The 22318-nt window shown below is 69.7% G+C and carries 20 protein-coding genes and 1 pseudogene; 8 read left to right on the forward strand and 13 right to left on the reverse strand.

Going from position 1 to position 22318, the window contains the following annotated elements; translation table 11 throughout:
- The first annotated feature begins 46 nt into the window (after positions 1–46).
- Positions 47–838: a VTT domain-containing protein gene (locus tag ACFY9E_RS08620; RefSeq protein WP_390980735.1), complete on the forward strand. Its 792-nt coding sequence runs from the start codon at positions 47–49 to the stop codon at positions 836–838.
- Here ACFY9E_RS08620 and ACFY9E_RS08625 read toward each other — a convergent pair.
- Genes ACFY9E_RS08625 through ACFY9E_RS08635 form a run of 3 tightly spaced genes read right to left on the reverse strand, consistent with a single transcriptional unit; the run spans position 735 to position 5307 of the window.
- Complete coding sequence (locus ACFY9E_RS08625) at positions 735–1568, reverse strand: HAD family hydrolase (protein ID WP_390980737.1); 834 nt, start codon at positions 1566–1568, stop codon at positions 735–737. The two genes, ACFY9E_RS08620 and ACFY9E_RS08625, sit on opposite strands and share 104 nt — an antisense overlap.
- On the reverse strand, positions 1568–4120 hold the full coding sequence (locus ACFY9E_RS08630; protein ID WP_390980739.1) for a phosphoribosyltransferase domain-containing protein: 2553 nt from the start codon (positions 4118–4120) through the stop codon (positions 1568–1570). Before ACFY9E_RS08630 ends, ACFY9E_RS08625 begins: the two co-directional genes overlap by 1 nt.
- Before the next feature lie 20 nt (positions 4121–4140).
- A complete protein-coding gene (locus ACFY9E_RS08635; protein ID WP_390980740.1) occupies positions 4141–5307 on the reverse strand; it encodes an HpcH/HpaI aldolase/citrate lyase family protein in 1167 nt (388 codons plus the stop codon).
- A 228-nt stretch (positions 5308–5535) separates the two neighbouring features.
- Between ACFY9E_RS08635 and ACFY9E_RS08640 the strand changes: the two genes are divergently transcribed.
- On the forward strand, positions 5536–6441 hold the full coding sequence (locus ACFY9E_RS08640; RefSeq protein WP_390980742.1) for a TerD family protein: 906 nt from the start codon (positions 5536–5538) through the stop codon (positions 6439–6441).
- A 37-nt stretch (positions 6442–6478) separates the two neighbouring features.
- Here the strand turns inward: ACFY9E_RS08640 and ACFY9E_RS08645 are convergent, their stop codons facing one another.
- From ACFY9E_RS08645 to ACFY9E_RS08670, 6 genes are all read right to left on the reverse strand, one after another.
- Positions 6479–7213 (reverse strand): Tellurium resistance, encoded by a 735-nt coding sequence (locus tag ACFY9E_RS08645; protein ID WP_390982014.1) that lies wholly within the window; start codon positions 7211–7213, stop codon positions 6479–6481.
- A gap of 131 nt (positions 7214–7344) precedes the next feature.
- Entirely contained in the window at positions 7345–8490 is a 1146-nt protein-coding gene (locus ACFY9E_RS08650) for a DUF475 domain-containing protein (protein ID WP_390980744.1), read from the reverse strand.
- A 125-nt stretch (positions 8491–8615) separates the two neighbouring features.
- Positions 8616–9191, reverse strand: a complete 576-nt coding sequence (locus ACFY9E_RS08655; protein ID WP_390980746.1) for a TerD family protein — start codon at positions 9189–9191, stop codon at positions 8616–8618.
- A 134-nt stretch (positions 9192–9325) separates the two neighbouring features.
- A complete protein-coding gene (locus ACFY9E_RS08660; protein WP_390980748.1) occupies positions 9326–9901 on the reverse strand; it encodes a calcium homeostasis/redox stress adaptation protein in 576 nt (191 codons plus the stop codon).
- 147 nt (positions 9902–10048) lie between these two features.
- Positions 10049–10507, reverse strand: coding sequence for a redoxin domain-containing protein (locus ACFY9E_RS08665; RefSeq protein ID WP_390980750.1), 459 nt, complete (start codon positions 10505–10507; stop codon positions 10049–10051).
- A 105-nt stretch (positions 10508–10612) separates the two neighbouring features.
- On the reverse strand, positions 10613–11050 hold the full coding sequence (locus tag ACFY9E_RS08670) for a DUF3052 domain-containing protein (protein ID WP_062926619.1): 438 nt from the start codon (positions 11048–11050) through the stop codon (positions 10613–10615).
- A 429-nt stretch (positions 11051–11479) separates the two neighbouring features.
- On the opposite strand from ACFY9E_RS08670, the gene aceE reads away from it, so the two are divergent.
- Both aceE and ACFY9E_RS08680 read left to right on the forward strand, forming a co-directional pair.
- Positions 11480–14227 carry a pyruvate dehydrogenase (acetyl-transferring), homodimeric type gene (gene aceE, locus ACFY9E_RS08675; RefSeq protein WP_390980752.1) on the forward strand — a complete coding sequence of 916 codons (2748 nt, stop codon included), beginning with the start codon at positions 11480–11482 and terminating at the stop codon, positions 14225–14227.
- A gap of 81 nt (positions 14228–14308) precedes the next feature.
- On the forward strand, positions 14309–15043 hold the full coding sequence (locus ACFY9E_RS08680) for an ion channel (RefSeq protein WP_390980754.1): 735 nt from the start codon (positions 14309–14311) through the stop codon (positions 15041–15043).
- Positions 15044–15097: 54 nt separating this feature from the next.
- On the opposite strand, the gene ACFY9E_RS08685 is transcribed toward ACFY9E_RS08680, so the two are convergent.
- Both ACFY9E_RS08685 and ACFY9E_RS08690 read right to left on the reverse strand, forming a co-directional pair.
- A complete protein-coding gene (locus ACFY9E_RS08685; protein ID WP_390980756.1) occupies positions 15098–15406 on the reverse strand; it encodes a small hydrophobic protein in 309 nt (102 codons plus the stop codon).
- Between the two features lie 235 nt (positions 15407–15641).
- Entirely contained in the window at positions 15642–17267 is a 1626-nt protein-coding gene (locus ACFY9E_RS08690) for a DHA2 family efflux MFS transporter permease subunit (protein WP_390980758.1), read from the reverse strand.
- Between the two features lie 115 nt (positions 17268–17382).
- Here ACFY9E_RS08690 and ACFY9E_RS08695 point away from each other — a divergent pair, with 115 nt between their 5' ends.
- The 3 genes from ACFY9E_RS08695 (at position 17383) to ACFY9E_RS08705 (ending at position 20224) form a co-directional block, all read left to right on the forward strand.
- Positions 17383–18015, forward strand: a complete 633-nt coding sequence (locus tag ACFY9E_RS08695; protein WP_390980760.1) for a TetR family transcriptional regulator — start codon at positions 17383–17385, stop codon at positions 18013–18015.
- A 73-nt stretch (positions 18016–18088) separates the two neighbouring features.
- A complete protein-coding gene (locus ACFY9E_RS08700) occupies positions 18089–19297 on the forward strand; it encodes an alpha/beta hydrolase (RefSeq protein ID WP_390980762.1) in 1209 nt (402 codons plus the stop codon).
- A gap of 66 nt (positions 19298–19363) precedes the next feature.
- A complete protein-coding gene (locus ACFY9E_RS08705) occupies positions 19364–20224 on the forward strand; it encodes a DUF4429 domain-containing protein (RefSeq protein ID WP_390982016.1) in 861 nt (286 codons plus the stop codon).
- Between the two features lie 63 nt (positions 20225–20287).
- Here the strand turns inward: ACFY9E_RS08705 and ACFY9E_RS08710 are convergent, their stop codons facing one another.
- On the reverse strand, positions 20288–21304 hold the full coding sequence (locus tag ACFY9E_RS08710) for an aldo/keto reductase (protein WP_390980764.1): 1017 nt from the start codon (positions 21302–21304) through the stop codon (positions 20288–20290).
- Positions 21301–21765, reverse strand: coding sequence for a MerR family transcriptional regulator (locus ACFY9E_RS08715; protein WP_020271715.1), 465 nt, complete (start codon positions 21763–21765; stop codon positions 21301–21303). Before ACFY9E_RS08715 ends, ACFY9E_RS08710 begins: the two co-directional genes overlap by 4 nt.
- A 102-nt stretch (positions 21766–21867) precedes the next feature.
- Here ACFY9E_RS08715 and ACFY9E_RS08720 point away from each other — a divergent pair.
- Positions 21868–22300: pseudogene (locus tag ACFY9E_RS08720) on the forward strand (GNAT family N-acetyltransferase).
- Positions 22301–22318: the final 18 nt, after the last annotated feature.

Below are 22318 nucleotides of genomic sequence, written 5' to 3' on the forward strand. Positions count from 1 at the left end.
GCCTTTCCTCAGGAGTTCTTCAGCTTCGGTTTCCTAGCGTGGTGGCATGACAGCCATCGCAGCGGACGCCGGGCCGCAGTGGGTCAACGACCTGATGGACGCGCTGGGCGCGCCGGGTGCCGGTCTCGCCATCGCCCTGGAGAACCTGTTCCCGCCGCTGCCCAGCGAGGTGATCCTGCCCCTCGCCGGGTTCGCCGCGAGCAGCGGCCGGATGAGCCTGCTCGCGGTCCTGCTGTGGACGACGGCAGGCTCGGTGATCGGCGCGCTCGCGCTGTACGGGGTCGGCGCGCTGCTCGGCCGTGACCGGACGGTGGCGATCGCGTCCCGGCTGCCGCTGGTGAAGGTCTCGGACATCGAGAAGACCGAGGCGTGGTTCCTGAAGCACGGCACCAAGGCCGTGTTCTTCGGCCGGATGATCCCGATCTTCCGCAGCCTGATCTCCGTGCCGGCGGGCGTGGAACGCATGCGTCTGCCGGTGTTCCTGGGGCTGACCACCCTGGGCAGCGCGATCTGGAACACGGTGTTCGTGCTCGCGGGCTACTTCCTCGGCGCCAACTGGCACCAGGTGTCGGACATCGTCTCCACCTACTCCAAGGTGGTCCTCGCCGTGGCTGCCGTGGCGGTGGCGGCGTTCATCGCAGTACGGCTGCTACGACGCCGTGAAGGGGCGCGGGGAACTGCGCGAACGGCCACGACGGTGCCGCACCCGCACGACGACCAGGACACCCGAGTTCTCAGGCGCCCGGCCCAGGCACAGCGCCGGCGCCCCGTACTGCCCCCAGAAACTCCCGCAGGATCCGCTCCCCGGCGAGGACACCCCGGTCGGGAAGCGCCCTGAGCGAGGGGGCAGTGAACCCGGTGTCGGCCAGCTCTCCGTGTCCCGGCCGCCAGCCCCGGTCGGCCGCGAGGAGCAGATCGGCGTCGAGCAGGGAGTCACCCGCGGCGAGCGTGAGATCGGCCCCGGTCCGCCGCGCGACCTCCCGCATCGCCGCGCTCTTGGTGAGCGGCTTGGGAACGGCGTAGATCTTGCGGCCCTGGAGGGACACCGTCCAGCCGCGGTTCTCCGCCCACACGGCCAGTTCCTTCACCCAGTCCTCGTCGAGCAGCTCCCGCTCGACGACGAGGTAGGCGAACAGGTCGTCGGCGACGCGGTGCTTGCGCACCCACACCGGGTCGGCGGCCCGCAGCAGGTGTTCCTGCACCTCGGCCAGGGGCGCGCACTGGTCGGCCAGCCGGGCGGTGACCCGGGCGTGCCAGTCGGGGTCGGAGACGCCGTCCACCAGGAGGTGGCCGCCGTTGGCGCAGATCGCGTACGTGGGCGGTGGGCCCGGCAGGCTGATGCGCTGGTACTGCTTGCGCGTCCGGGTCGTCGTCGGCACGAACAGGGCCGCGTCGCCCAGGTCGGTGAGGAGCTGGGCCGCCGTCTCCGTCATGTACGACAACGGCTTGCTCTCGTGCACCTCCACACACAGCAGCCGGGGTGCCCGCGCGTCCGGCATGGTCAGCGCGAGAGCGGCGGAGGAGTAGATCAGGGTGCGATCGAGGTCGCTCGCGACGAGTGCGGGCATCAGAGGGTCACCGCCTTGCCGTCGGCGCCGGTCGCGCCCCGGGTGTACTTGGGGTGGATCAGGCCGACGCAGGTGTAGGGCAGTGCGTCGACCTCCTCGACGGGCACGCCGCGCTGCTCGGCCAGCAGGCGTACGTGGTCGAGGTCGCTGCCCGCGCCGGCACGCGCCAGGACCTTCCAGGGCACGCGGCGCAGCATGACCCGGGTGGTCTCGCCGACGCCGGGCTTGACGAGGTTCACGTCGTGGATGCCGTACTCCTCGCTGATGCGCTCCACGGCGGCCCAGCCCTCCCAGGTGGGCGAGCGGTCGGTCGCGAGCAGGTCCTTGGCCTGGGCGCAGGCCGCGTCCGTGACCTCGGGGAAACGGGCGGACACGGCGTCCAGGAAGGTCACCGAGACGTCGGTACCGGCGAGTTCGCGGTAGAACTTCGCCCCGTGGAAGTCGTGCGGGCCCACCAGGTCCGCGCGCAGCACGGTCCGTGAGATCAGGCCGGAGACGGTGGAGTTGAGGCAGGCCGAGGGGATGAGGAAGTCCTCGCGGGTGCCGTAGGTGCGTACGCAGGAGCCCGGGTCGGCCAGGACGGCGATCTCGGGGCTGAAGCCGCTGATGCCGTCGGTCTTCTCGAACTCTGTGAGGGCCTGGGCGAGTTCGCGGGTGATGGCGCCCTTGCCGGTCCAGCCGTCGACGAAGACGACGTCCCGCGGGTCGTGGTGCTCGGCGAGCCAGCGCAGCGCGTTGGCGTCGATGCCGCGGCCGCGGACGATCGACACGGCGTAGTGCGGCAGGTCGAGGCCGTGCCGGTACTGCGCCCAGCGGCGCATGAGAACGCCGACGGGGGTGCCCGCGCGGGCCAGGGAGACCAGGACCGGACGCGGGGACCGCTCGGCGAGGACCGTCTCCGTGACCACGCCGACCGCCTGGGCGATACGGGCCGCCGAGGTCTCCAGTGCGGCGTGGAACAGCTCCTGGTACTGCTCGCTCGGCTGGTACTCCACGGGCAGGGACTCCGCGTAGTGCGCGCCGCCGCTCTGGATCGCCTCCTCGCGCTCCTCGGTCGGCGCCTCCAGCGTGACGTCCGAGAGGTCCTGGAGCAGCCAGCCGACCTCCTCGGGGGCGTACGAGGAGAAGGCGGGGCCGCGGAGGGGCTCGGGCAGCATGGAGGGCCTTTCGGGGGCGTGCGGGGCCTCGGGGGCGTACGACGGTACGACGGCGAGGAGGACCTGCGGGGTGTGCGCGGCGAGCCGGGCCAGCAGGCCGTCCGGCGCGTGCAGCCGGGGGGTGTCGGCGGCCGAGTCGACGACGGCGACGACGGCGTCGAAGCCGGCGCCGGCGATGTTGTAGGCGTATCGCTCGCCGGAGCCGTCCGCGGGGTTGTCGTGAGCGGGGAAGACCAGGCGGGTGCGTATCGCGTAGCCGGGGTCGTCGACCGCGAGAACGGGCGAGCGGGTGGTGGTGGAGTAGCGGACCTCGACGTCGGTGGTCCGCTCCAGCTCGCGGGCGAGCCTGAGCGGGGCGTACATCAGCTCCTCGAAGCCCAGTACGTGTACGCGCCGGGCGCCGTCGGGCAGCGCGTCGGCGATCCGGGCCGCCATGCCGGGCAAGGCGGCCTCCAGCCGGGCGCGGTGCTCGGGGGTGAAGCCGTGCCGCCCGCCGTCGGGGAGACCGGCGGGCCAGTGCAGGTTCACGCGGGTGACGCGGGGGTGGACACGGCTGTCGTCCGGCACCGGGGGCGCCGGCGCCGCAGACGGCCGGTCATCCGGCGCGGCACTCGCGGCCTCGTACCGCGCCACCAGCTCCTGCCCCTTCTCCAGCACCCCCTCGGGCAGCCGTACGGTCCCCGAAGCCGCCGTGACCAGGTCGACGCGCGCGCCGATCTCGCGGGCGAACTCCTCCAGCCGGCCGGCATCGGCCGCCGACCGCATGTCCACCAGCGCCACCACGACGTACCGCCGCCGCGGATACCGCTCATGCAGATCCCGGACGGTGTTCAGCACCGTGTTGCCCGTGGAGAACTCGTCGTCGACCAGGACCAGCGGCCCGTCGCCGGTGAGCAGCGTGGGGTCCTCCGGCAGCAGCAGGTGCGAGGTCGCGTGGGAGTGGGACTCCTCGAAGCCGCCGGCCGGGGTGAGACCGTCGACCGGGCGGCGGGTGGAGTGCAGGTAGGGGGCGGGGCCCAGTCCGTCGGCGACGGAGTGGCCGAGGCCGGTCGCGGTCTCCGCGTAGCCGAGGACGACGGCCCTGCGGGCCTCGTCGGCGCCCAGCAGGTCACGTACCCGGCGGCCGAGCTCGAACCCGTGGTCGTACACGACGGACGGCGACTGCGGCACGTGCTTGCCCAGCACGTTCGACACCAGCAGGTGGGCCCGCTTGGGGTTGCGGCGCAGCGCCAGCCCCAGCAGGCCGGTCAGCCGGTCGCCGCCGACGAGCTCGACACCGAGCCGCTCGGCGACCCAGCTGCCGGACCAGACACGGTCGGCCTCGTCGCGCACCTCATGGTGCTCCCCCTGGTTCACTGCCTTCTCCGCCTTCTCCGCTTTCTCGGCCTTCTCCATGAATCCCTTGCGTCGTGCCGTCAGCCGGGCAGTCCCGCCGCCAGCAGTTCCACGAAGCCGATGTCCTGGTTCGCCACGCCGAAGACCTCGGCCCGCAGCAGGGTCCGCTCGGCCCAGGCCCGGTGCGGCTTCACCTCGTTCATCTTGTTCGTGTAGGCCGACCTCATCACACCACCGCCGCCGCGCTCGGGGCGCAGGATGTCCTGGGCGTCGGAGAACTCCTCGTGGCTGACGACCGACAGGGCGTGCACCGGCAGGACATGGGAGGGGTGGATGCAGGTCTTGCCCAGCAGGCCGTTGGCCTGGTCCAGGGAGATCTCCCTCAGCAGGCCGTCCATGGCGTGCTCGATCAGCTTCTCGCGCAGTTCCGCGGCCTGCACCTCCAGGAAGGGGCTCTGGCGCAGCAGTGGCTTGAACATGCGCTCCTGGACCCGGAAGTACTCCCACACCGGCCCGGTCACGGTGAAGCCGGTCCCGTCGGCGCGGCCCAGCATGTTCACCACGTCCTCGATGACGGAGGCGACGATCTGCACGTCGTAGGCCGTCATGTCGGGGCCTCTGCGCAGCCCGTAGGAGGAGCAGAAGTCCGTCACTCCGAGGCGCAGGGCGAGCACGCGGTCGCGGTACTTGTCGATCGCCCGGGAGATGCCCTCCAAGGTCTCCACGCGGGACTCCCGGTACAGCAGCTCCGGGGACTCCAGCACGGGCATGGCGAAAAGGCGACGGCCGCTTTCGGCCTCGGCGGCGACCAGGGCCTCCAGGAAGGGCATGCCGCGTTCCTCGGTGAACTTGGGCAGGACGAACCCGGACAGCAGCCGGACGGCGGGTCCGAAGCGTCGTACGAGGTCGGGGATCTGCCCGGGGGCGCGGACCCGGATGAACAGCAGCGGCAGGTCGGCGTCCGGGAGGTCGTCGAGGGCCGTGAACTGGCGGACGAGGTTCTCCTCGCCGGGGCCGACGTCCGCGTCGTCGATCGAGTCCTCCAGGCACAGCACCATCGATACGACACCGCGCCCGGCCTGCTTGAGGATGTCGTCGGCGAGGCGCGGCCGGGTGGCCGGGCTGTAGAGCGTGGCGCCCAGGGCGGCCGAGAGCAGCCGGGCCGGTGAGTCCGGGGTGAACGCGCACGGCTCGCGATAGAAGAGCCGCTTCCGCACCTCAGGGGCGATGTGCCCGAAATGACGCATGGAACTCCCCCGTGGTGGTTGTGCGGCCTGCGAATCGATGAAAGCTGGCCGGTAATAGTACGTAGAAGTCCATGTCAGAGGTTCCCATCAGGCATGAATTTCAGGTAACGCGGGCAATCACAGCCAGTACCCGGCCAGGACAACGGTAGTCCGCGACGGCAGTGGGCGCCGCTCGCGACCGCGCCCCCCGCGTTGTCGTGAGCAGGACCGAGAAGGCAGGATGACCGCATGACGCACGCGATGCTGAAGGGGTCGAACGTCCCGCTGGAAGCCACCACGGTGCGCGCCGTGCTGCGCTGGACACCCGGGCAGGGGGTTCCGGACGTCGACGCCTCCGCGCTGCTCCTCGGCCCCGACGGGCGTGTGCGCTCCGACGAGGACTTCGTCTTCTACAACCAGCCCCGGCACCCGGCCGGGAAGGTGTGGCGGCTCGGCAAGAAGCGGGACGCCGAGGGCCTGACGGACACGATCCAGACGGAACTCACCGGTGTCGAGCAGGAAGTCAGCCGGATTCTGCTGGTCGCATCGGCGGACGGCGTGACGTTCGACCGCGTACAGGCGCTGCGCATCCTGCTGTACGACGCCGCGGGCTCCGACGCCGAGGCGCTGGCGTATTTCGACGTCAAGCCGGAGACGGGCCAGGAGACCGCGCTGATCTGCGGGGAGTTGTACCGGCGCGGTGAGGGCTGGAAGTTCCGGGCGCTGGGCGAGGGCTATTCGAACGGGCTGAGGGGGCTCGCGACGGACTTCGGCATCTCGGTGGACGAGTCGGAGGCGGCCGAGGAGCCGACCACGACGGTCCCCGCGCCGCCCACCACGAACACGCCCGCTCAGCAGACGACCGCCGGTCCCGGGCAGCAGTCTCCCGAGGTCTCCGTGCCGCTGCCCCCGGAGCAGCCGGCCGGAGTGCCCGCGCAGCCCGCCTACGGGTATCCCCAGCAGCCGCCGGTGACTCAGCCGGCCTACGGCTACCCGCAGCCCACCGGCCGCCCCGCGTACGGCTATCCCCAGGCACCGGCCGCGGCGGGGGCGGCGGGGGCGCAGACCGGCTACGGCTACCCGCCACCGGTCACGGCGGTCCCCGACCCGGACTTCACCCTGCCGCCGCAGGGCCCGCAGTTCGCCGGACGCTAGGCGGAGCCGGGCAGCGACGTCGGCCGGGGCCTCGGGGTCAGCGATCGACCTTGGTCTTGTAACCCCGGCCCCACTGCAGCCCCCACCCGTACAGCCGGTCGAGTTCGGCCTGAAAGCCGTAGACGAACTTCGCCTCGCGGCGGACGACCATCTCGTTCTTCACCTTCTCGATCATGACGACGGCACAGGAGCGGGCCTGCGGCTGGCGCTCGTCGAGGTGGATCTCGATGCGGGGTCCGTTGCTCGGGTAGAGGGTGACGATGGCCTGCGCGCGGTCGAAGGCGGGCGTCTGGTCGTAGATGTAGACGAACACCAGCAGCCGCTTGATCTGGTCGCGGTGGTCGAGGTTGATGTACATCGTCTCGCCGGACGCGGAGCCGAAGCGGTCGTCGCCGCTGAGCTTGACGTACGGCGCGGCGTTGACGTCGCCGAAGTAGCCGCCGAGGGGCTGGACGACGCCCTTGCTGCCGTCCTGGAGTTCGTAGAGGCAGCCGAGGTCGAGGTCGACGTTGACCATGCTCTGGCTGTGGCCGACGACCTCGGGGGGTTTGAGCGCCCGGAAGGGGTGGCGCAGCAGGCTCTCGCGCTGGTTGCCGCCGATGTCGGACGTGCGCATCCGCCAGCTGAGGTTGACGCGCAGATGGCCGGTGGCCGCGCCCTGTTTGCTGAGTGATATCTGCGCGCGCCGCTTGGTCAGCTCGATCGCGTTGGTCGACGCGTCGCCCGAGTCGAACTGCGCGTCACCGCGCCGGAGTCCGTCGAACAGGCCCATTCCGCCCCCCACGTTCACTTGGAGACCGCGGGTCATCGCCATACCCGCGGCCCTTGACGACCGACGGGGCGGCCGCCGAGGACTCGCCTCGGTGGCCGCCCCGCACAGAGCGTTCCTCACCCGGAGGGGTGTCACACCCCGGACGAGACCTCAGTCTTCTCGTCCGAGCCGGCTTTTCCCTCGGCCGCCGCCAGCGCCTTGTTGCGGCGCACGGAGGACCAGAAGGAGGCGGCGATCAGAATGACGCCGATGAGGCCGGTGATGATCTCGTTGATCTGGTACTGGATGGTGACGAGCAGAAGCACGGCGAGGGCGCCGATGGCGTAGTGCGCGCCGTGCTCCAGGTAGACGTAGTCGTCGAGGGTGCCCTGGCGGACCAGGTAGACCGTCAGCGACCGGACGTACATGGCGCCGATGCCGAGACCGAGGGCCATCAGGACGATGTCGTTGGTGATGGCGAACGCGCCGATCACGCCGTCGAAGGAGAACGACGCGTCCAGGACCTCGAGGTAGAGGAACATGAAGAACGCGGCCTTGCCGGCCAGCTGGACCGCCGAGCGGGGCTTGCCGCTGCGCTCGGCTTCCTCCTCCGCCTCGTGCTCGCGCTCCTCCTCCTCTTCGAGCTTGTCCTCGAAGTAGCCGGAGAGGCCGCCGACGATCATGTAGGTGATCAGACCGGCGATGCCGGCGAGCAGGACCGTCTCCGCCTTGTCGACGTGGGTGCCGCCGTGCTGGTGGGCGTGGGTGGCGACGGTCATCGCCGAGATCAGCAGGACGATCAGCGCGATGCAGACCGACAGCATGTCGACCTTGCCGAGCTTGGCCAGCGGGCGCTCAATCCAGCCGAGCCACTTGATGTCCCGGTCCTCGAAGATGAAGTCCAGGAAGATCATCAGCAGGAACATGCCACCGAAGGCGGCGATCGACGGGTGGGCGTCGGTCACCAGCTGCTGGTAGCGGTCCTTGTCGTTCAGGGCGAGTTCGACGGCCTTGATCGGGCCCAGCTGGGCGCTGATCGCGACGATCACGACAGGGAAGACCAGCCGCATGCCGAAGACGGCGATCAGAATGCCGATCGTGAGGAAGATCTTCTGCCAGAAGGCATTCATCTTCTTCAGGATCCCGGCGTTGACCACCGCGTTGTCGAAGGACAGCGAGATCTCGAGGACGGAGAGGATCGCGACGATGCCGAGCGCGGTCCACCCGCCGAACAAGACCGCCGCGACCAGGCCGAGCGCGGTGACCGCGAACGACCACCCGAAGGTTTTCAGAACCACTGGCTACCCAATCGTGTGTGTACGGGGCTCCCCCGCGCCGTACCCGGCTTTACGAACTTTTGAAGCCGAAGTCTAGTCGGGCCCCCTGCGCACCCCACTGGCCCCTGGATTTTGCTCATAACGCGTTATGAGACGTTGACCCCGAAGTCCAGTGCGATGCCCCGCAGTCCCGACGCGTACCCCTGCCCCACGGCCCTGAACTTCCACTCGCCCTGGTATCGGTAGAGCTCGCCGAAGATCATCGCGGTCTCCGTGGAGGCGTCCTCGCTCAGGTCGTAGCGGGCGAGCTCCTGGCCGTCGGCCTGGTTCACCACACGGATGAAGGCGTTGCTGACCTGGCCGAAGGTCTGGCCACGCTCGTCGGCCATGTGGATGGAGACGGGAAACACGATCTTGTCGCACTGCGGCGGGACCTTGGAGAGGTCGATCAGGAGCGACTCGTCGTCGCCGTCGCCCTCGCCGGTGAGGTTGTCACCGGTGTGCTCGACCGAGCCGTCCGGGCTCTTGAGCTGGTTGTAGAAGACGAACCACTCGTCCCCGAGCACGCGCCCGCTGTTGCACATCAGGGCACTTGCGTCGAGGTCGAAGGGCGCTCCGGTGGTGGAGCGCGCGTCCCAGCCGAGCCCGACCATCACCTGAGTGAGGTTGGGTGCGGCCTTGGACAGGGAGACATTGCCCCCTTTGGCGAGCGTGACGCCCATGATGCTGTCCCTCCCCTTGGGCCACCGGCCCGGTGGTGTTACTGAGGTGGTCCTGCACGTCCGGCGCCGCACGTAAACCGTGCGGCGCCGGACAAGAAGACCTCGGGGCCCTGTCGCAGGGCCCGTCAGGTGGTTCAGACGTTCACACCGAAGTCCTGCGCGATGCCGCGCAGACCCGAGGCGTAGCCCTGGCCGATGGCGCGGAACTTCCACTCCGCGCCGTGCCGGTAGAGCTCGCCGAAGACCATGGCGGTCTCGGTGGAGGCGTCCTCGCTCAGGTCGTACCGGGCGATCTCGGCGCCGCCGGCCTGGTTGACGACGCGGATGAACGCGTTGCGCACCTGGCCGAAGGACTGCTGGCGGGTCTCGGCGTCGTAGATGGACACCGGGAAGACGATCTTCTCGATGTCGGCCGGGACGCCGGCGAGGTTGATCTTGATCTGCTCGTCGTCGCCCTCGCCCTCACCGGTGATGTTGTCACCGGTGTGCTCGACGGAGCCGTCCGGGCTCTTGAGGTTGTTGAAGAAGATGAAGTGCTGGTCGTTGCCGACCTTGCCGGAGTTGTTCAGCAGCAGCGCGCTGGCGTCCAGGTCGAAGTCCGTGCCGGTCGTGGTGCGGACGTCCCACCCCAGACCGATGATGACCGCGGTCAGGCCCGGCGCCTCCTTGCTCAGCGATACGTTGCCGCCCTTGCTGAGGCTGACTCCCACGAGTCCTCCATTGGTGTCCAGGGGCGGGATGCCCCGTTGTGCTCGGATGTCGGATCAACGAGTCGATCCTAGTGACGGGTTCCCGCCGCACGCAGGCCCTGAGGCCGACAATTCGGCGGGTGTCGAGCGCTTGCCGCCCGACCGGCGTCACAGGGAGTCGAGCGCCTTCACGTAGTCGTTCAGGTCGCGCGCGTCCGGCAGGCCGTTGACGACGGTCCACCGCACGACGCCCTCCTTGTCGATGACGAAGGTGCCGCGCACGGCGCAGCCCTTGTCCTCGTCGAAGACGCCGTAGGCCCGCGAGACGTTGCCGTGCGGCCAGAAATCCGACAGCAGCGGGTACTCCAGGCCCTCCTGCTCGCCGAAGACGCGCAGGGTGTGGATGGAGTCGTTGGAGACGGCGAGCAGCTCGGTGTCGCGGTCGGAGAACTGCGGCAGGTTGTCACGCAGCTCGCACAGTTCGCCGGTGCACACGCCGGTGAAGGCGAAGGGGTAGAAGAGCAGCACGACGTTCTTGCGGCCCCGGAAGCCGGACAGCCGCACGGACCGGCCGTGGTTGTCCTTGAGCTCGAAGTCGGGGGCCTTCTCGCCGACCTGGATCGCCATCGCTGTGGGTGTCCCTTCGTGGTCTCCTCGGGTGGGACCACCCTACGCAGGCACCGGGACAGGCCGGAGGGCGGGCCGACAGCGCCGGCCCGCCCCGCCGTACGACTAACGCTTGGACTTGGCGGCCTTGGGCGTCGCCAGCCGGCTGCCGCTCCAGTCCTTGCCGACGCTGACGCTCTTGGACGCCGTCAGACCCGCCGTGGTGGCGGCTTCCGAGATGTCGCTCGGCTCCACGTACCCCGAACGGCCGGTCTTCGGCGTCAGGAGCAGGATCGCGCCGCCCTCTTCGATGTACGTGGTGGCATCCACCAGCGCATCCGTCAGGTCGCCGTCGTCGTCACGGAACCACAGCACAACGGCATCGGCCACGTCGTCGTAGTCCTCGTCCACCAGGTCGGCCTCGATGATGCCCTCGATGGCCTTGCGGAGCTCCTGGTCCACGTCGTCGTCGTAGCCGATCTCCTGGACCACCTGCCCGGGCTGGAACCCCAGCCTGGCGGCAGGGTTCGTCCGCTCCTCCGCGTGGTCCGCGGTCGCGCTCACGGGTTGCCTCCTGATCATGTTTTGGAAATATCTCAGCCACGCGCGTGCGCGAAGCATTGGCCGTAGTCCACACGGGCGGGACCGATCGCGCAAGTACCCGGCCGTTCAGACCGCCGAAACGGTGACGATCCTGGCCGTGTCGCCGCAACTCCAGGCACACCATCATGGCCCTAGGTGACGTACACCACACCTTTCTGCCCTGTTTGCGCGTTTGGGAATCGTCTGTGGGTACGAGACTCGAATGTATTCGCCCCATACGTCACGAAGCCGAGGCGGAGTCGATCTCATGCTCGGGTTACCGTCCGGTAGAGATGACGATTCACGGCCCCGAGGTGGACCATGGGGAACGGCGCAGCCCCCAGCGACGACGCCCAGCGACGACAGCGAAACAGCGGCCCTCGCACGGCCCTCTGACAGGTAAGGAACAGCGTGGCTTCCGCATCCGATCGCAACCCGATCATCATTGGCGGCCTTCCGAGTCAGGTTCCTGACTTCGATCCCGAAGAGACGCAGGAGTGGCTCGACTCCCTCGACGCCGCCGTCGACGAGCGCGGCCGGGAGCGCGCCCGCTACCTGATGCTGCGGCTGATCGAGCGGGCCCGCGAGAAGCGCGTGGCCGTGCCGGAGATGCGCAGCACGGACTACGTCAACACCATCCCCACCAAGAGCGAGCCGTTCTTCCCGGGCAACGAGGAGATCGAGCGCAAGGTCCTCAACGCCACCCGCTGGAACGCCGCGGTGATGGTCTCCAGGGCCCAGCGCCCCGGCATCGGCGTCGGCGGCCACATCGCCACCTTCGCGTCCTCCGCCTCGCTCTACGACGTCGGCTTCAACCACTTCTTCCGCGGCAAGGACGAGGGCGACGGCGGCGACCAGGTCTTCTTCCAGGGCCACGCCTCCCCGGGCATCTACGCCCGCGCCTTCCTGCTGGACCGGCTCAGCGAGCAGCACCTGGACGGCTTCCGCCAGGAGAAGTCGAAGGCGCCGCACGCGCTGTCGTCGTACCCGCACCCGCGGTCCATGCCGGACTTCTGGGAGTTCCCGACGGTGTCGATGGGCCTCGGCCCGATCGGCGCGATCTACCAGGCGCGCATGAACCGCTACATGGAGGCGCGCGGGATCGCCGACACCTCCAAGTCCCACGTCTGGGCGTTCCTCGGCGACGGCGAGATGGACGAGCCGGAGTCGCTGGGCCAGCTCTCCATCGCCGCCCGCGAGGGCCTGGACAACCTCACGTTCGTCGTCAACTGCAACCTCCAGCGCCTCGACGGCCCGGTGCGCGGCAACGGAAAGATCATCCAGGAGCTGGAGTCGATCTTCCGCGGTGCCGGCTGGAACGTGATCAAGCTGGTCTGGGACCGCACCTGGGACCCGCTGCTGGCCCAGGACCGCGACGGTGTGCTGGTCAACAAGATGAACACCACGCCGGACGGGCAGTTCCAGACGTATGCCACGGAGACCGGCGCGTACATCCGCGACCACTTCTTCGGTGACGACCACCGGCTGCGGGCGATGGTCGAGGGCATGACCGACGACCAGATCCTGCACCTGGGGCGCGGCGGCCACGACCACCGGAAGATCTTCGCGGCGTACAAGGCGGCCGTGGAGCACAAGGGCCAGCCGACGGTGATCCTCGCCAAGACGATCAAGGGCTGGACGCTGGGCCCGAACTTCGAGGGCCGCAACGCCACGCACCAGATGAAGAAGCTGACGGTCGACGACCTCAAGCGCTTCCGCGACCGTCTGCACCTGCCGATCCCGGACAAGGAGCTGGAGTCCGGCGTGCCGCCGTACTACCACCCGGGCCGGGACTCGGAGGAGATCCAGTACATGCACGACCGCCGCAAGGGTCTCGGCGGTTACGTGCCCACGCGTGTGGTCCGCTCCAAGCCGCTGGCGCTGCCCGAGGAGAAGACGTACGCGACCGTGAAGAAGGGCTCGGGCCAGCAGTCCATCGCGACGACGATGGCCTTCGTCCGGCTCCTGAAGGACCTCATGAGGGACAAGGAGATCGGCAAGCGGTTCGTGCTGATCGCGCCGGACGAGTACCGCACGTTCGGCATGGACTCGTTCTTCCCGAGTGCGAAGATCTACAACCCGCTCGGCCAGCAGTACGAGTCGGTCGACCGCGATCTGCTGCTCGCCTACAAGGAGGCGCCGAACGGCCAGATGCTGCACGACGGCATCTCGGAGGCCGGCTGCACGGCGTCGCTGATCGCGGCCGGGTCGGCGTACGCCACGCACGGCGAGCCGCTCATCCCGGTCTACGTCTTCTACTCGATGTTCGGTTTCCAGCGCACCGGCGACCAGTTCTGGCAGATGGCCGACCAGCTGGCGCGCGGTTTCGTCCTGGGCGCGACCGCCGGCCGTACGACCCTGACCGGTGAGGGGCTCCAGCACGCGGACGGCCACTCGCAGCTGCTGGCCTCCACGAACCCGGGCTGCGTGGCCTACGACCCGGCGTTCGGCTTCGAGATCGCGCACATCGTGAAGGACGGCCTGCGCCGGATGTACGGCTCCTCCGAGGAGCACCCGCACGGCGAGGACGTCTTCTACTACCTGACCGTCTACAACGAGCCGATCCAGCACCCCGCCGAGCCGGACGACGTCGACGTCGACGGCATCCTCAAGGGCCTCTACCGGTTCAGCGAGGGCACGGCCGGCTCGATCCCGGCGCAGATCCTGGCGTCCGGTGTCGCGCTCCCCTGGGCCGTCGAGGCGCAGAAGCTGCTGGCCGAGGAGTGGAACGTCAAGGCGGACGTCTGGTCGGCGACCTCCTGGAACGAGCTGCGGCGCGAGGCCGTGGACTGCGAGCAGCACAACCTGCTGCACCCCGAGGAGGAGCAGCGGGTGCCGTACGTGACGCGCAAGCTGGCGGACGCGCAGGGGCCGGTCGTGGCCGTCTCGGACTGGATGCGGTCGGTTCCGGACCAGATCGCGCGCTGGGTGCCCCAGACGTACCAGTCGCTCGGCGCGGACGGCTTCGGCTTCGCGGACACGCGGGGCGCGGCCCGGCGGTTCTTCCACATCGACGCGCAGTCGATCGTGGTGGCGGTGCTGACCGAGCTGGCCCGTGAGGGCAAGGTCGACCGCTCGGTGCTCAAGCAGGCCATCGACCGGTACCAGCTGCTCGACGTGTCGGCGGCGGACCCGGGCGCCGCGGGCGGCGACGCATAACACGTCAAGCCCTGTCAAGGGGTGGTGAGCCTCACGGACACCGTGGGCACACCACCCCTTCACCTTTTCTACGATGCGGCCATGCAGCAGCAGTCGGCCCAACTGCGTTGGGAACAGCACACACAGCGCCCCCTCTTCGGCCTGGCCCTGGCGTTCGCCGTCGCCTACGCCGTGCCGATCGTCCGGCCGGACGCGGACCGGGATGTCGTCGAGGTGTGCACGGCGGTCGAGTGGGTGGTGTGGGCCGCGTTCGCCCTCGACTACGGCGTACGCCTGATGCTCGCACCGCACCGGCTGGCCTTCGTGCGGACGCACTGGCTCGATCTGGGTGCGGTGCTGCTGCCGATGTTTCAGCCGATGCGGCTGCTGCGCCTGGTGTCGACGCTGCTGCTGGTCGGGCAGCGGGCGCGGATGGCCTCGCAGATAAGACTGACGACGTATGTCGTGGGCGCGGTGGTCGGATTGCTGATGTTCGGGTCGCTGGCCGTGCTCTCGGTGGAGCGGGACTCGCCGGACGGGAACATCAGGACGCTGGGTGACGCGGTGTGGTGGTCCTTCACGACGATGACGACCGTCGGGTACGGGGACCACGCGCCGACCACCGGGCTGGGGCGGATGCTGGCGGTCGGGCTGATGCTGTCCGGGATCGCGCTGCTCGGTGTGGTGACGGCGAACATCGCCGCGTGGTTCATCGCGCGGTTCGAGAAGGACGACGTCGAGGAGCGGCGGCAGACCGAGGCGATACGGGAGCTGACGGAGGAGGTGCGGGCGCTGCGGGGAGAGTTGGCGGCGCTCAAGGGCACCCCGGTGGAATGACGAGAGGGCCCCCGGCCGAGCGGCCGGGGGCCCTTCTCACACTGTTCACCCGGGTCAGAACACGCCCACGCCCGGTGTGGCCGCTCCGGACAGCCAGATGACGGCCAGGAGCGTGTCGATGGCGCCCAGGACCAGGGCGATCACGGCCGCGGTGGGGCGGGAGCCCGACCACGCGCGGCCCATGGCGAGCCAGCCGCAGACCATCGCGGCGGGACCGAGAACGATCCCCAGCACGAAGAAGCCCGCAACGGCGCAGATGACTCCGATGAGTCCGAGTGTCGCGCGATCCGTCCCGGTCCGTGACCACGTCCGGCCACGTGAGCGGGGGTGCCTGCGCGTACCGTGTCCGAAGCTCGCCATCATCAACTCCCGTAAACCCTCGGTCGGTTGGGGTTCTTTTCGGGTACGGCATGGCGAGTACCCCGTCAGCGGGCTTCAATCCCGCCGCCTGCGCGCTGCCCCCCTCCGGCAGCGCGCCGCAGCGTCCGTCCTCCATGCCCTGCGGAGGACTTGACCCACTGTGACCTGCCGCGCCTGCCGAAGGGGAGGGTTCGGCGGTTCCGTTCACCCTGATAGGCGAACGAGCCGCCGGGGAGCGTCAGATGTGCGCCGCGCCCGCGCCGGCCTCCGCGTTCTCACCGCGCTTGGTGAGGAACGCGACCAGCACGGCCACCACGGCGACCCCGGCCGCGACGAGCGAGGCCGCGCTCATGCCCGAGATGAACGTGTCGTGCGCGACGCCCGTGATCTTCGCGGCGATCGCGTCCGGCGTGCCCGGCGCCACCGGCGGGACGCCGACCTGGACCGCCTCGGAGGCCTGGTGCTCCTGCTCCGGGGTGAGCGGCGGGAGGCCCGCCTTCTCCCAGTTGCCGGCGAGGTCGCTGTTGACCTTGGAGGCCATGACGGCACCCAGCACGGCCGTGCCGAGGCTGCCGCCGATCTGCATGGCGGCCTGCTGGAGACCGCCCGCGACGCCCGAGAGCTCCATCGGCGCGTTGCCGACGATGACCTCGGTCGCACCGACCATGACCGGCGCCAGGCCGAGGCCCAGCAGGGCGAACCAGAGCGACATGACGGCGCTGCCGGTGTCCGTCTCCAGCGTGGACATCCCGTACATGGCGATCGCGGTGAACGCCATGCCGCCCGCGAGCGGGACGCGGGGCCCGAACTTGGTGATCATCGCGCCGGCCAGCGGCGAGCCGACGATCATCATGCCGGTGAGCGGCAGCAGGTGCAGGCCCGCGTCGATCGGGCTCATGCCGTGCACGTTCTGGAGGTAGAACGTCACGAAGAACAGGCCGCCCATGAAGGCGATGGCCATCAGGACCATCAGCACGACACCGGCGGACAGCGCCACGGAGCGGAACAGCGCGAGCGGGATCAGCGGCTCCTTCACCTTCGTCTCCCAGAAGGCGAAGAGCGCGAAGCACAGCACCGAGGCGCCGAGGAAGCCGAGCGTCTTCGGGTCGCCCCAGCCCCACTCGGACGGCGGGGCCTTGATGAGCGCCCACACCAGGCAGAACACGGCGGTCGACAGCAGGGCGATGCCCAGGAGGTCGAAGGAGCGCGGGGCGTTCTCCGCCCGGTGGTCGAGCAGGATCAGCACGCCGAGGACGACGGCGAGGACACCGACCGGCACGTTGATGAAGAACACGGACTGCCAGTTGACGTGCTCGACGAGCACACCGCCGAGGATCGGCCCGCCCGCGGTGGACGCGCCGATGACCATGCCCCAGATGCCGATGGCCATGTTGAGCTTCTCGGCCGGGAAGGTGGCGCGCAGCAGGCCGAGCGCGGCCGGCATCAGCAGCGCGCCGAACAGGCCCTGAAGGACGCGGAAGACGACGACGAACGCGATGCTGTCGGACAGGCCGATCGCGCCCGAGGCGGCGGCGAAGCCGACGACGCCGATGAGGAAGGTCTGCCGGTGACCGAAGCGGTCGCCGAGCTTGCCCGCGGTGATCAGGGAGACCGCGAGGGCGAGGAAGTAGCCGTTGGTGATCCACTGGACCTCGGCGAACGTGGCGCCGAGGTCCTTCTGTATCGCCGGGTTGGCTATGGCCACGATGGTGCCGTCGAGGGCCACCATCATGACCCCCACAGCGACGGTGATGAGGGTGAGCCAGGGGTGCCCTCGCAGCCCCTTGGCCGGCGCCGCGCCCGACGGCGACGCCGGTTCCTTGCCCCCCGGCCCCGTCGTGTCGATGGTGGTCTGACTAGTCATGCCGCGAGGCTAGTGACAGTCACTGACAATTGACAAACCAATTCACTAGCCGGTTACTGACACGACATCCCCGTATAGCCTGAACTGGGCAAACACTTCAGACGAGAGGCTTGTCTTGAACCTGCGCGAACGAAAGAAACAGCGCACCCGGGACGCACTGCTGCGGGCCGCGCTGGAACTGTTCGCCACGCGCGGGTACGAGGAGACGACCGTCGACGACATCGCCGCCGCCGTGGACGTCTCGCAGCGCACCTTTTTCCGCTACTTCGCCGGCAAGGAGGAGACGGCGTTCTTCGTGCCGCGCCTCGCCGAGACGCTCGTCGTCGAGGCCCTGCGGACCCGCCCGCCGGACGAGGTGCCGCTGGAGGCGCTGCGCCGGGCCGTGCTGGAGAGCTGGGACGCGATCAACGAGGCCGTCGAGGAGCTCGTGCCGATCGAGCTCCACATGCGCGTCTACCGGGTGATCGAGTCGACACCCGCGCTGCTCGCCGCCCATCTGCGGCGGTCGGCGGAGCTGGAGGAGCAGCTCGCGTGCATCATCGCCGAGCGCGAGGGGCTCGACGTGGACGCCGATCCCCGGCCGAGGATCGTCGTGGCCCTCTTCGGCGGCGTGATTCGTGTCACCGAGCGGCTGTGGTCCGCGGGGGACGACCTCAGCCTCGACGGAATGCGCGAACTCACCACGACATACCTGGACCAGGTGGGCCCCGCCCTGGCCGGGAACTGGCGTGCGGAGCGGTCCCCTTAGCGCACCCGACGAAACGTGATCCCGGTCACTTGGTTGACGCGAGACCCTCTCGTTCTCCTAGTGTGTCCTTTCAGTGACTTCCTTCGACACCTCCCCGCAACTGAACGTCTGGCGCGCACTGCTCGCTCTGGCCGTCGTGTTCGTGATGCTGGCGACCACCGGCTGGACGGCCCTGCGCAACCAGCGGGGCGCCACGCCGCTCCAAGCCTCGCTCTCCGCCTGGGAGCACGGCCGGATCGGCGGGCACCGGCTGCCGGACCCGCAGTCCGAGCCGGCGATGCTGGCCCGCTTCTTCACCTCGCTCACCGAGCAGGACCGTTCGACCCTGATCCGCAAGTACTCACTCGCGGTGGGCAACATGAACGGCGCGCCGGTCGAGATGCGCTACCGCGCCAACCACCTCGCGCTCGCCAAGGCCCGCAAGGTCGAGCGGGAACGCATGCACGACAAGCGCCTCACGCAAGCCGGGCAGCGCGAGGCGGGGCGCAGGATGCACCGCTTCGAGGACCTCATGGAGCCGGGCCGGCACATCCTGGCCTTCGACCCGGAGGGTTCGGGCCGGGTGGCGGAGGTCTTCGGCAACCTGCGCAGGGCGGAGCGGGTCTCGGTCGTCGTCCCCGGCGTCGACACCGACCTGCTCACCTTCCAGCGCACCAGCCGGAAGTACTCGGCGCCCGTCGGCATGGCCACGTCCCTGTACGCGGCCGAGCGCAAGGTCAGCCCCTCGACCCGTACGGCCGTCATCGCCTGGGCGGACTACACCGCGCCCAGCGGGCTCGGCATCGACTCGGCCACGGCGATGCGCGCCAAGGAGGGTGCCGTACGGCTGAACGCCCTGGTGCGGGCGCTGCCTGGCCGTTCGCCGGTCTCGCTGTTCTGCCACAGCTACGGCTCCGTGGTGTGCGGGGTCGCGGCTCCCGCGCTGCCCGGCCGGGTGTCCGACATCGCGGTGGCCGGCAGCCCGGGCATGCGCGTCGAGAAGGCCGCGCAGTTGGACACCACCGCCCGGGTGTGGGCGATGCGCGACTCCGACGACTGGATCCAGGACGTGCCCTATCTGGAGGTCGGCGGGCTGGGCCACGGTGCCGACCCGGTGTCCTCCGGGTTCGGGGCGCGGGTGCTGTCGGCGGCGGGCGCGAAGGGTCACGCGGGCTACTTCGAGCCGGGAACGGCAAGTCTGTTCAATTTCGCAGAGATCGGCGTCGGCGCATACCGCTCGGTGCACTGCGCGCACGAAGACGGCGTCTGCCGTACCGGTTTGTCCGGCACGGCGGCGGCCTGACGCGCGTAGAGGCGAAGGAATTGCGGTCTGCTCGGGAGGGGGACGGAGGAGCGCGTGCCGCATACGATGAGCCGCATGGGTGACGTACTGGCCGGATTTCATGCCGCCTGGGAGTTCGAGTCCGACTCCGTGCTCATCCGCTACGAACGGGGGATTCGAACACCCAAGCTCTTCCAGGCCCTCGGGGAACGTCGTGTCCCCCTGGAGGCGATCGCCGGAGTGACGCTGACGCGCGGGAAACACGGCACGGTCGTGCTGCGCGTCGAACCGCGCCCCGGGGCGGACCCCTTGATGGAGGCGGCCGCCGGGCAGTTGAAGGAGAGCGGCGATCCCTACCGGCTGGTGCTGCCCGCCGACCGGGAGGTCCTCGCGGAGTACTACGCCGACGAGCTGCGGACCCTGCTGACGGAGTCCGGGCCGTCCGAACGGTTCCTCGTACCGCCGCCCGAGGGGCCGTTGTCGTTCAAGGCGTACGACGGCAAGGCGTCCTTCGACGGGCGGACCGTGAACTTCCGGTGGTTCTGGACAGGCGCGTCCTCGGCGAAGTGGAAGGCCGGCGACCAGAGCTTCTCCGTCGGAGAGCTGAACGGTGTGGAGTGGCGCTCGCCGGAGGTGTTCGAGGGGCATCTGCGGCTGCTGCGGCGGGACGAGGCGGCGGGGTCCGCCTCACAGGCCGATCAGGACCCGGCCGCGGTGGTGTTCGGGCTGGGATACGGGCCGGTTCACGAGTCCCTGCCGTTCGCCGCGGCGGTGCTGGCGGCCGTGCGGACGTCCAGCCCGGTGGCGGCCGTGGCCGCGGCCGCGCCGCGCCGTGATCCCGCGGACATCGCCGAGCGGATCCGTCACCTGGGTGAGTTGCATCAGGCCGGATTGGTGACGGATGAGGAGTTCTCGGTCAAGAAGGCGGAGTTGCTGGCGCAGCTCTAGCGTCGGCGGGGTGCTGCGCGCCGGCCGGTGGCCGGTCGCGCAGTTCCCCGTGTCCGAGGACCTCTACTCGCGGCCCGCCGACGTGAACGTCATGTCCGCGTAGCGGTTGCCCGCCACCTGGGCGGCTATGCCGTCCAGCAGGTCCAGTTGCTCGTCGGTCAGGACGATCCTGGTCGCCGAAGTGTTCTCCTCCACCCTGCCGGGCTTGCGGGTGCCCGGGATCGGGATGACCGGGAGGTCGTGGATCGTCGCCTGCTGCTGGGTCCAGGCCAGGGCGATCTGACCGAGGGTCGCGTCGTGGGCCTTGGCCACCGAGCGGATCAGCTCCAGCAGGGTCGCGTTCGCCGTGGCGTTCTCCCCCGTGAAGCGGGGCTGCTGGCGGCGGAAGTCACCGGCGCTCAGGTCCTGCTCGGCGTTGGTGAAGGAGCCGGTGAGGAAGCCGCGGCCGAGGGGCGAGTAGGCGACGAGGGCCACGCCCAGCTCGCGGGCGGCGGGGACGACGTGCGTCTCGATGTCGCGGCTGAACAGCGACCACTCCGACTGCACGGCGGCGATGGGGTGGACGGCGTGGGCGGCACGCAGTTCACCGGCCGTGACCTCGCTCAGGCCGAGGTGCTTGACCTTGCCCTCGCGGACCAGGTCGGCCATGGTGCCGACGCTCTCCTCGATCGGCACGTTCACATCGCGCCGGTGCATGTAGTAGAGGTCGATGACGTCGACGTCGAGGCGCTTCAGGCTCTCCTCGACGGCCTGGCGGATGTAGGGCGGGTCGTTGCGGACGATGCGCCGCGTCGGGTCGTCCGGGGGGATCGACAGGGCGAACTTGGTCGCGATGACGACCTCGTCACGATGGGCCTTGAAGAACGGTGACAGGAACCGCTCGTTCTCGCCGGCGCCGTACGCGTCGGCCGTGTCGTAGAGAGTGACGCCCAGTTCGAGCGCCCGTTCGAGGGTGGCCCGGGACGCGTCCGCGTCCGAGGGGCCGTAGCCGAAGCTCATGCCCATGCAACCGAGGCCCTGGACGCCCACCTCCGGGCCGTTGTCGCCGAGCTTCGCCGTCGTGATCCTGCCGTCCGTCATCGGGACCTCTCCGACGCCAGGGCCCGCCCGGCGTCCGCGTAGAAACTGATCTTCCGGTCGAGCACGGCGAGCGTGCCCCGGAGTTCGTCGATCCTGGCCAGAACGTCCTCGCGGGTCGTCTTCAGCAGCTCGAAGCGCTCGCCGTAGGTGTGGTCGCCCTCGCGCACCAGTTCCGCGTACCGGACCATGTCCGCCACCGGCATGCCCGTCAGACGGAGCTTCCCGACGAGGTCGAGCCAGTCGAGGTCGCGGTTGGTGTAGCGGCGCTGGCCGGTGTGGGAGCGGTCGATGTGCGGCATCAGGCCGATCCGCTCGTACCAGCGCAGGGTGTGTGCCGTCAGTCCGGTCAGGGCGACGACCTCGCTGATCGTGTAGCGGTCCTCGCCGTCCGGGCGCCGGTTCTGCTGCGGCGGTCCGGCGCAGGTGTCGGTCCTGGTGCCCGTGGTCTCCATCACCGTCATGACCCCAACGCTAGAACCTTGGAGTGCACTCCAAGCAAGCGCCGACGGTAAGAAATCGGCAGGACACTTCTTGATCCGGCTGGTCAGCGTACGGAGTCACGAGTGTGGTGCGTCGCGCCTTGCCCGAGAACGCCGAGGAAGTCCCGCGGCTCGCCAAGCCTGAGGGGCGGACTCGGCGAGCGGGACGGGGAGTTCGCGGCGTCCGTCGTCGACCACCCCGAGCGGGAAGGGGCGCTGGCCTCGCTGGTGGCCGGGACGATCGACCAGCGCGTCGGCAAGCCGGGCGACCCGCAGGGCAGGGTGGGCTTTGTGTTCAGCGTCGCCACCTGGCGCGCGGCGATGGGGGTATCCCCTGGTCGAGCGAAGTCGAGAGCTTGGGGAGGGTACGCGCGCCCGCATGACCACGCCGCTGGAGTGGTTCCGCGAGCGCGGCGCCCGGCGTGTACAGCTGACCGCCTCGGCTCAGGCCGAGCCGTTGTACGTCTCCCTCGGTTTCCGGCCCAAGCCCGACCCCTTGCCGGAGCTGACGCTCTGAGCGCATAGGCTCGAAAGC

Source organism: Streptomyces sp. NPDC012466 (assembly GCF_042955215.1).
GTDB lineage: Bacteria > Actinomycetota > Actinomycetes > Streptomycetales > Streptomycetaceae > Streptomyces.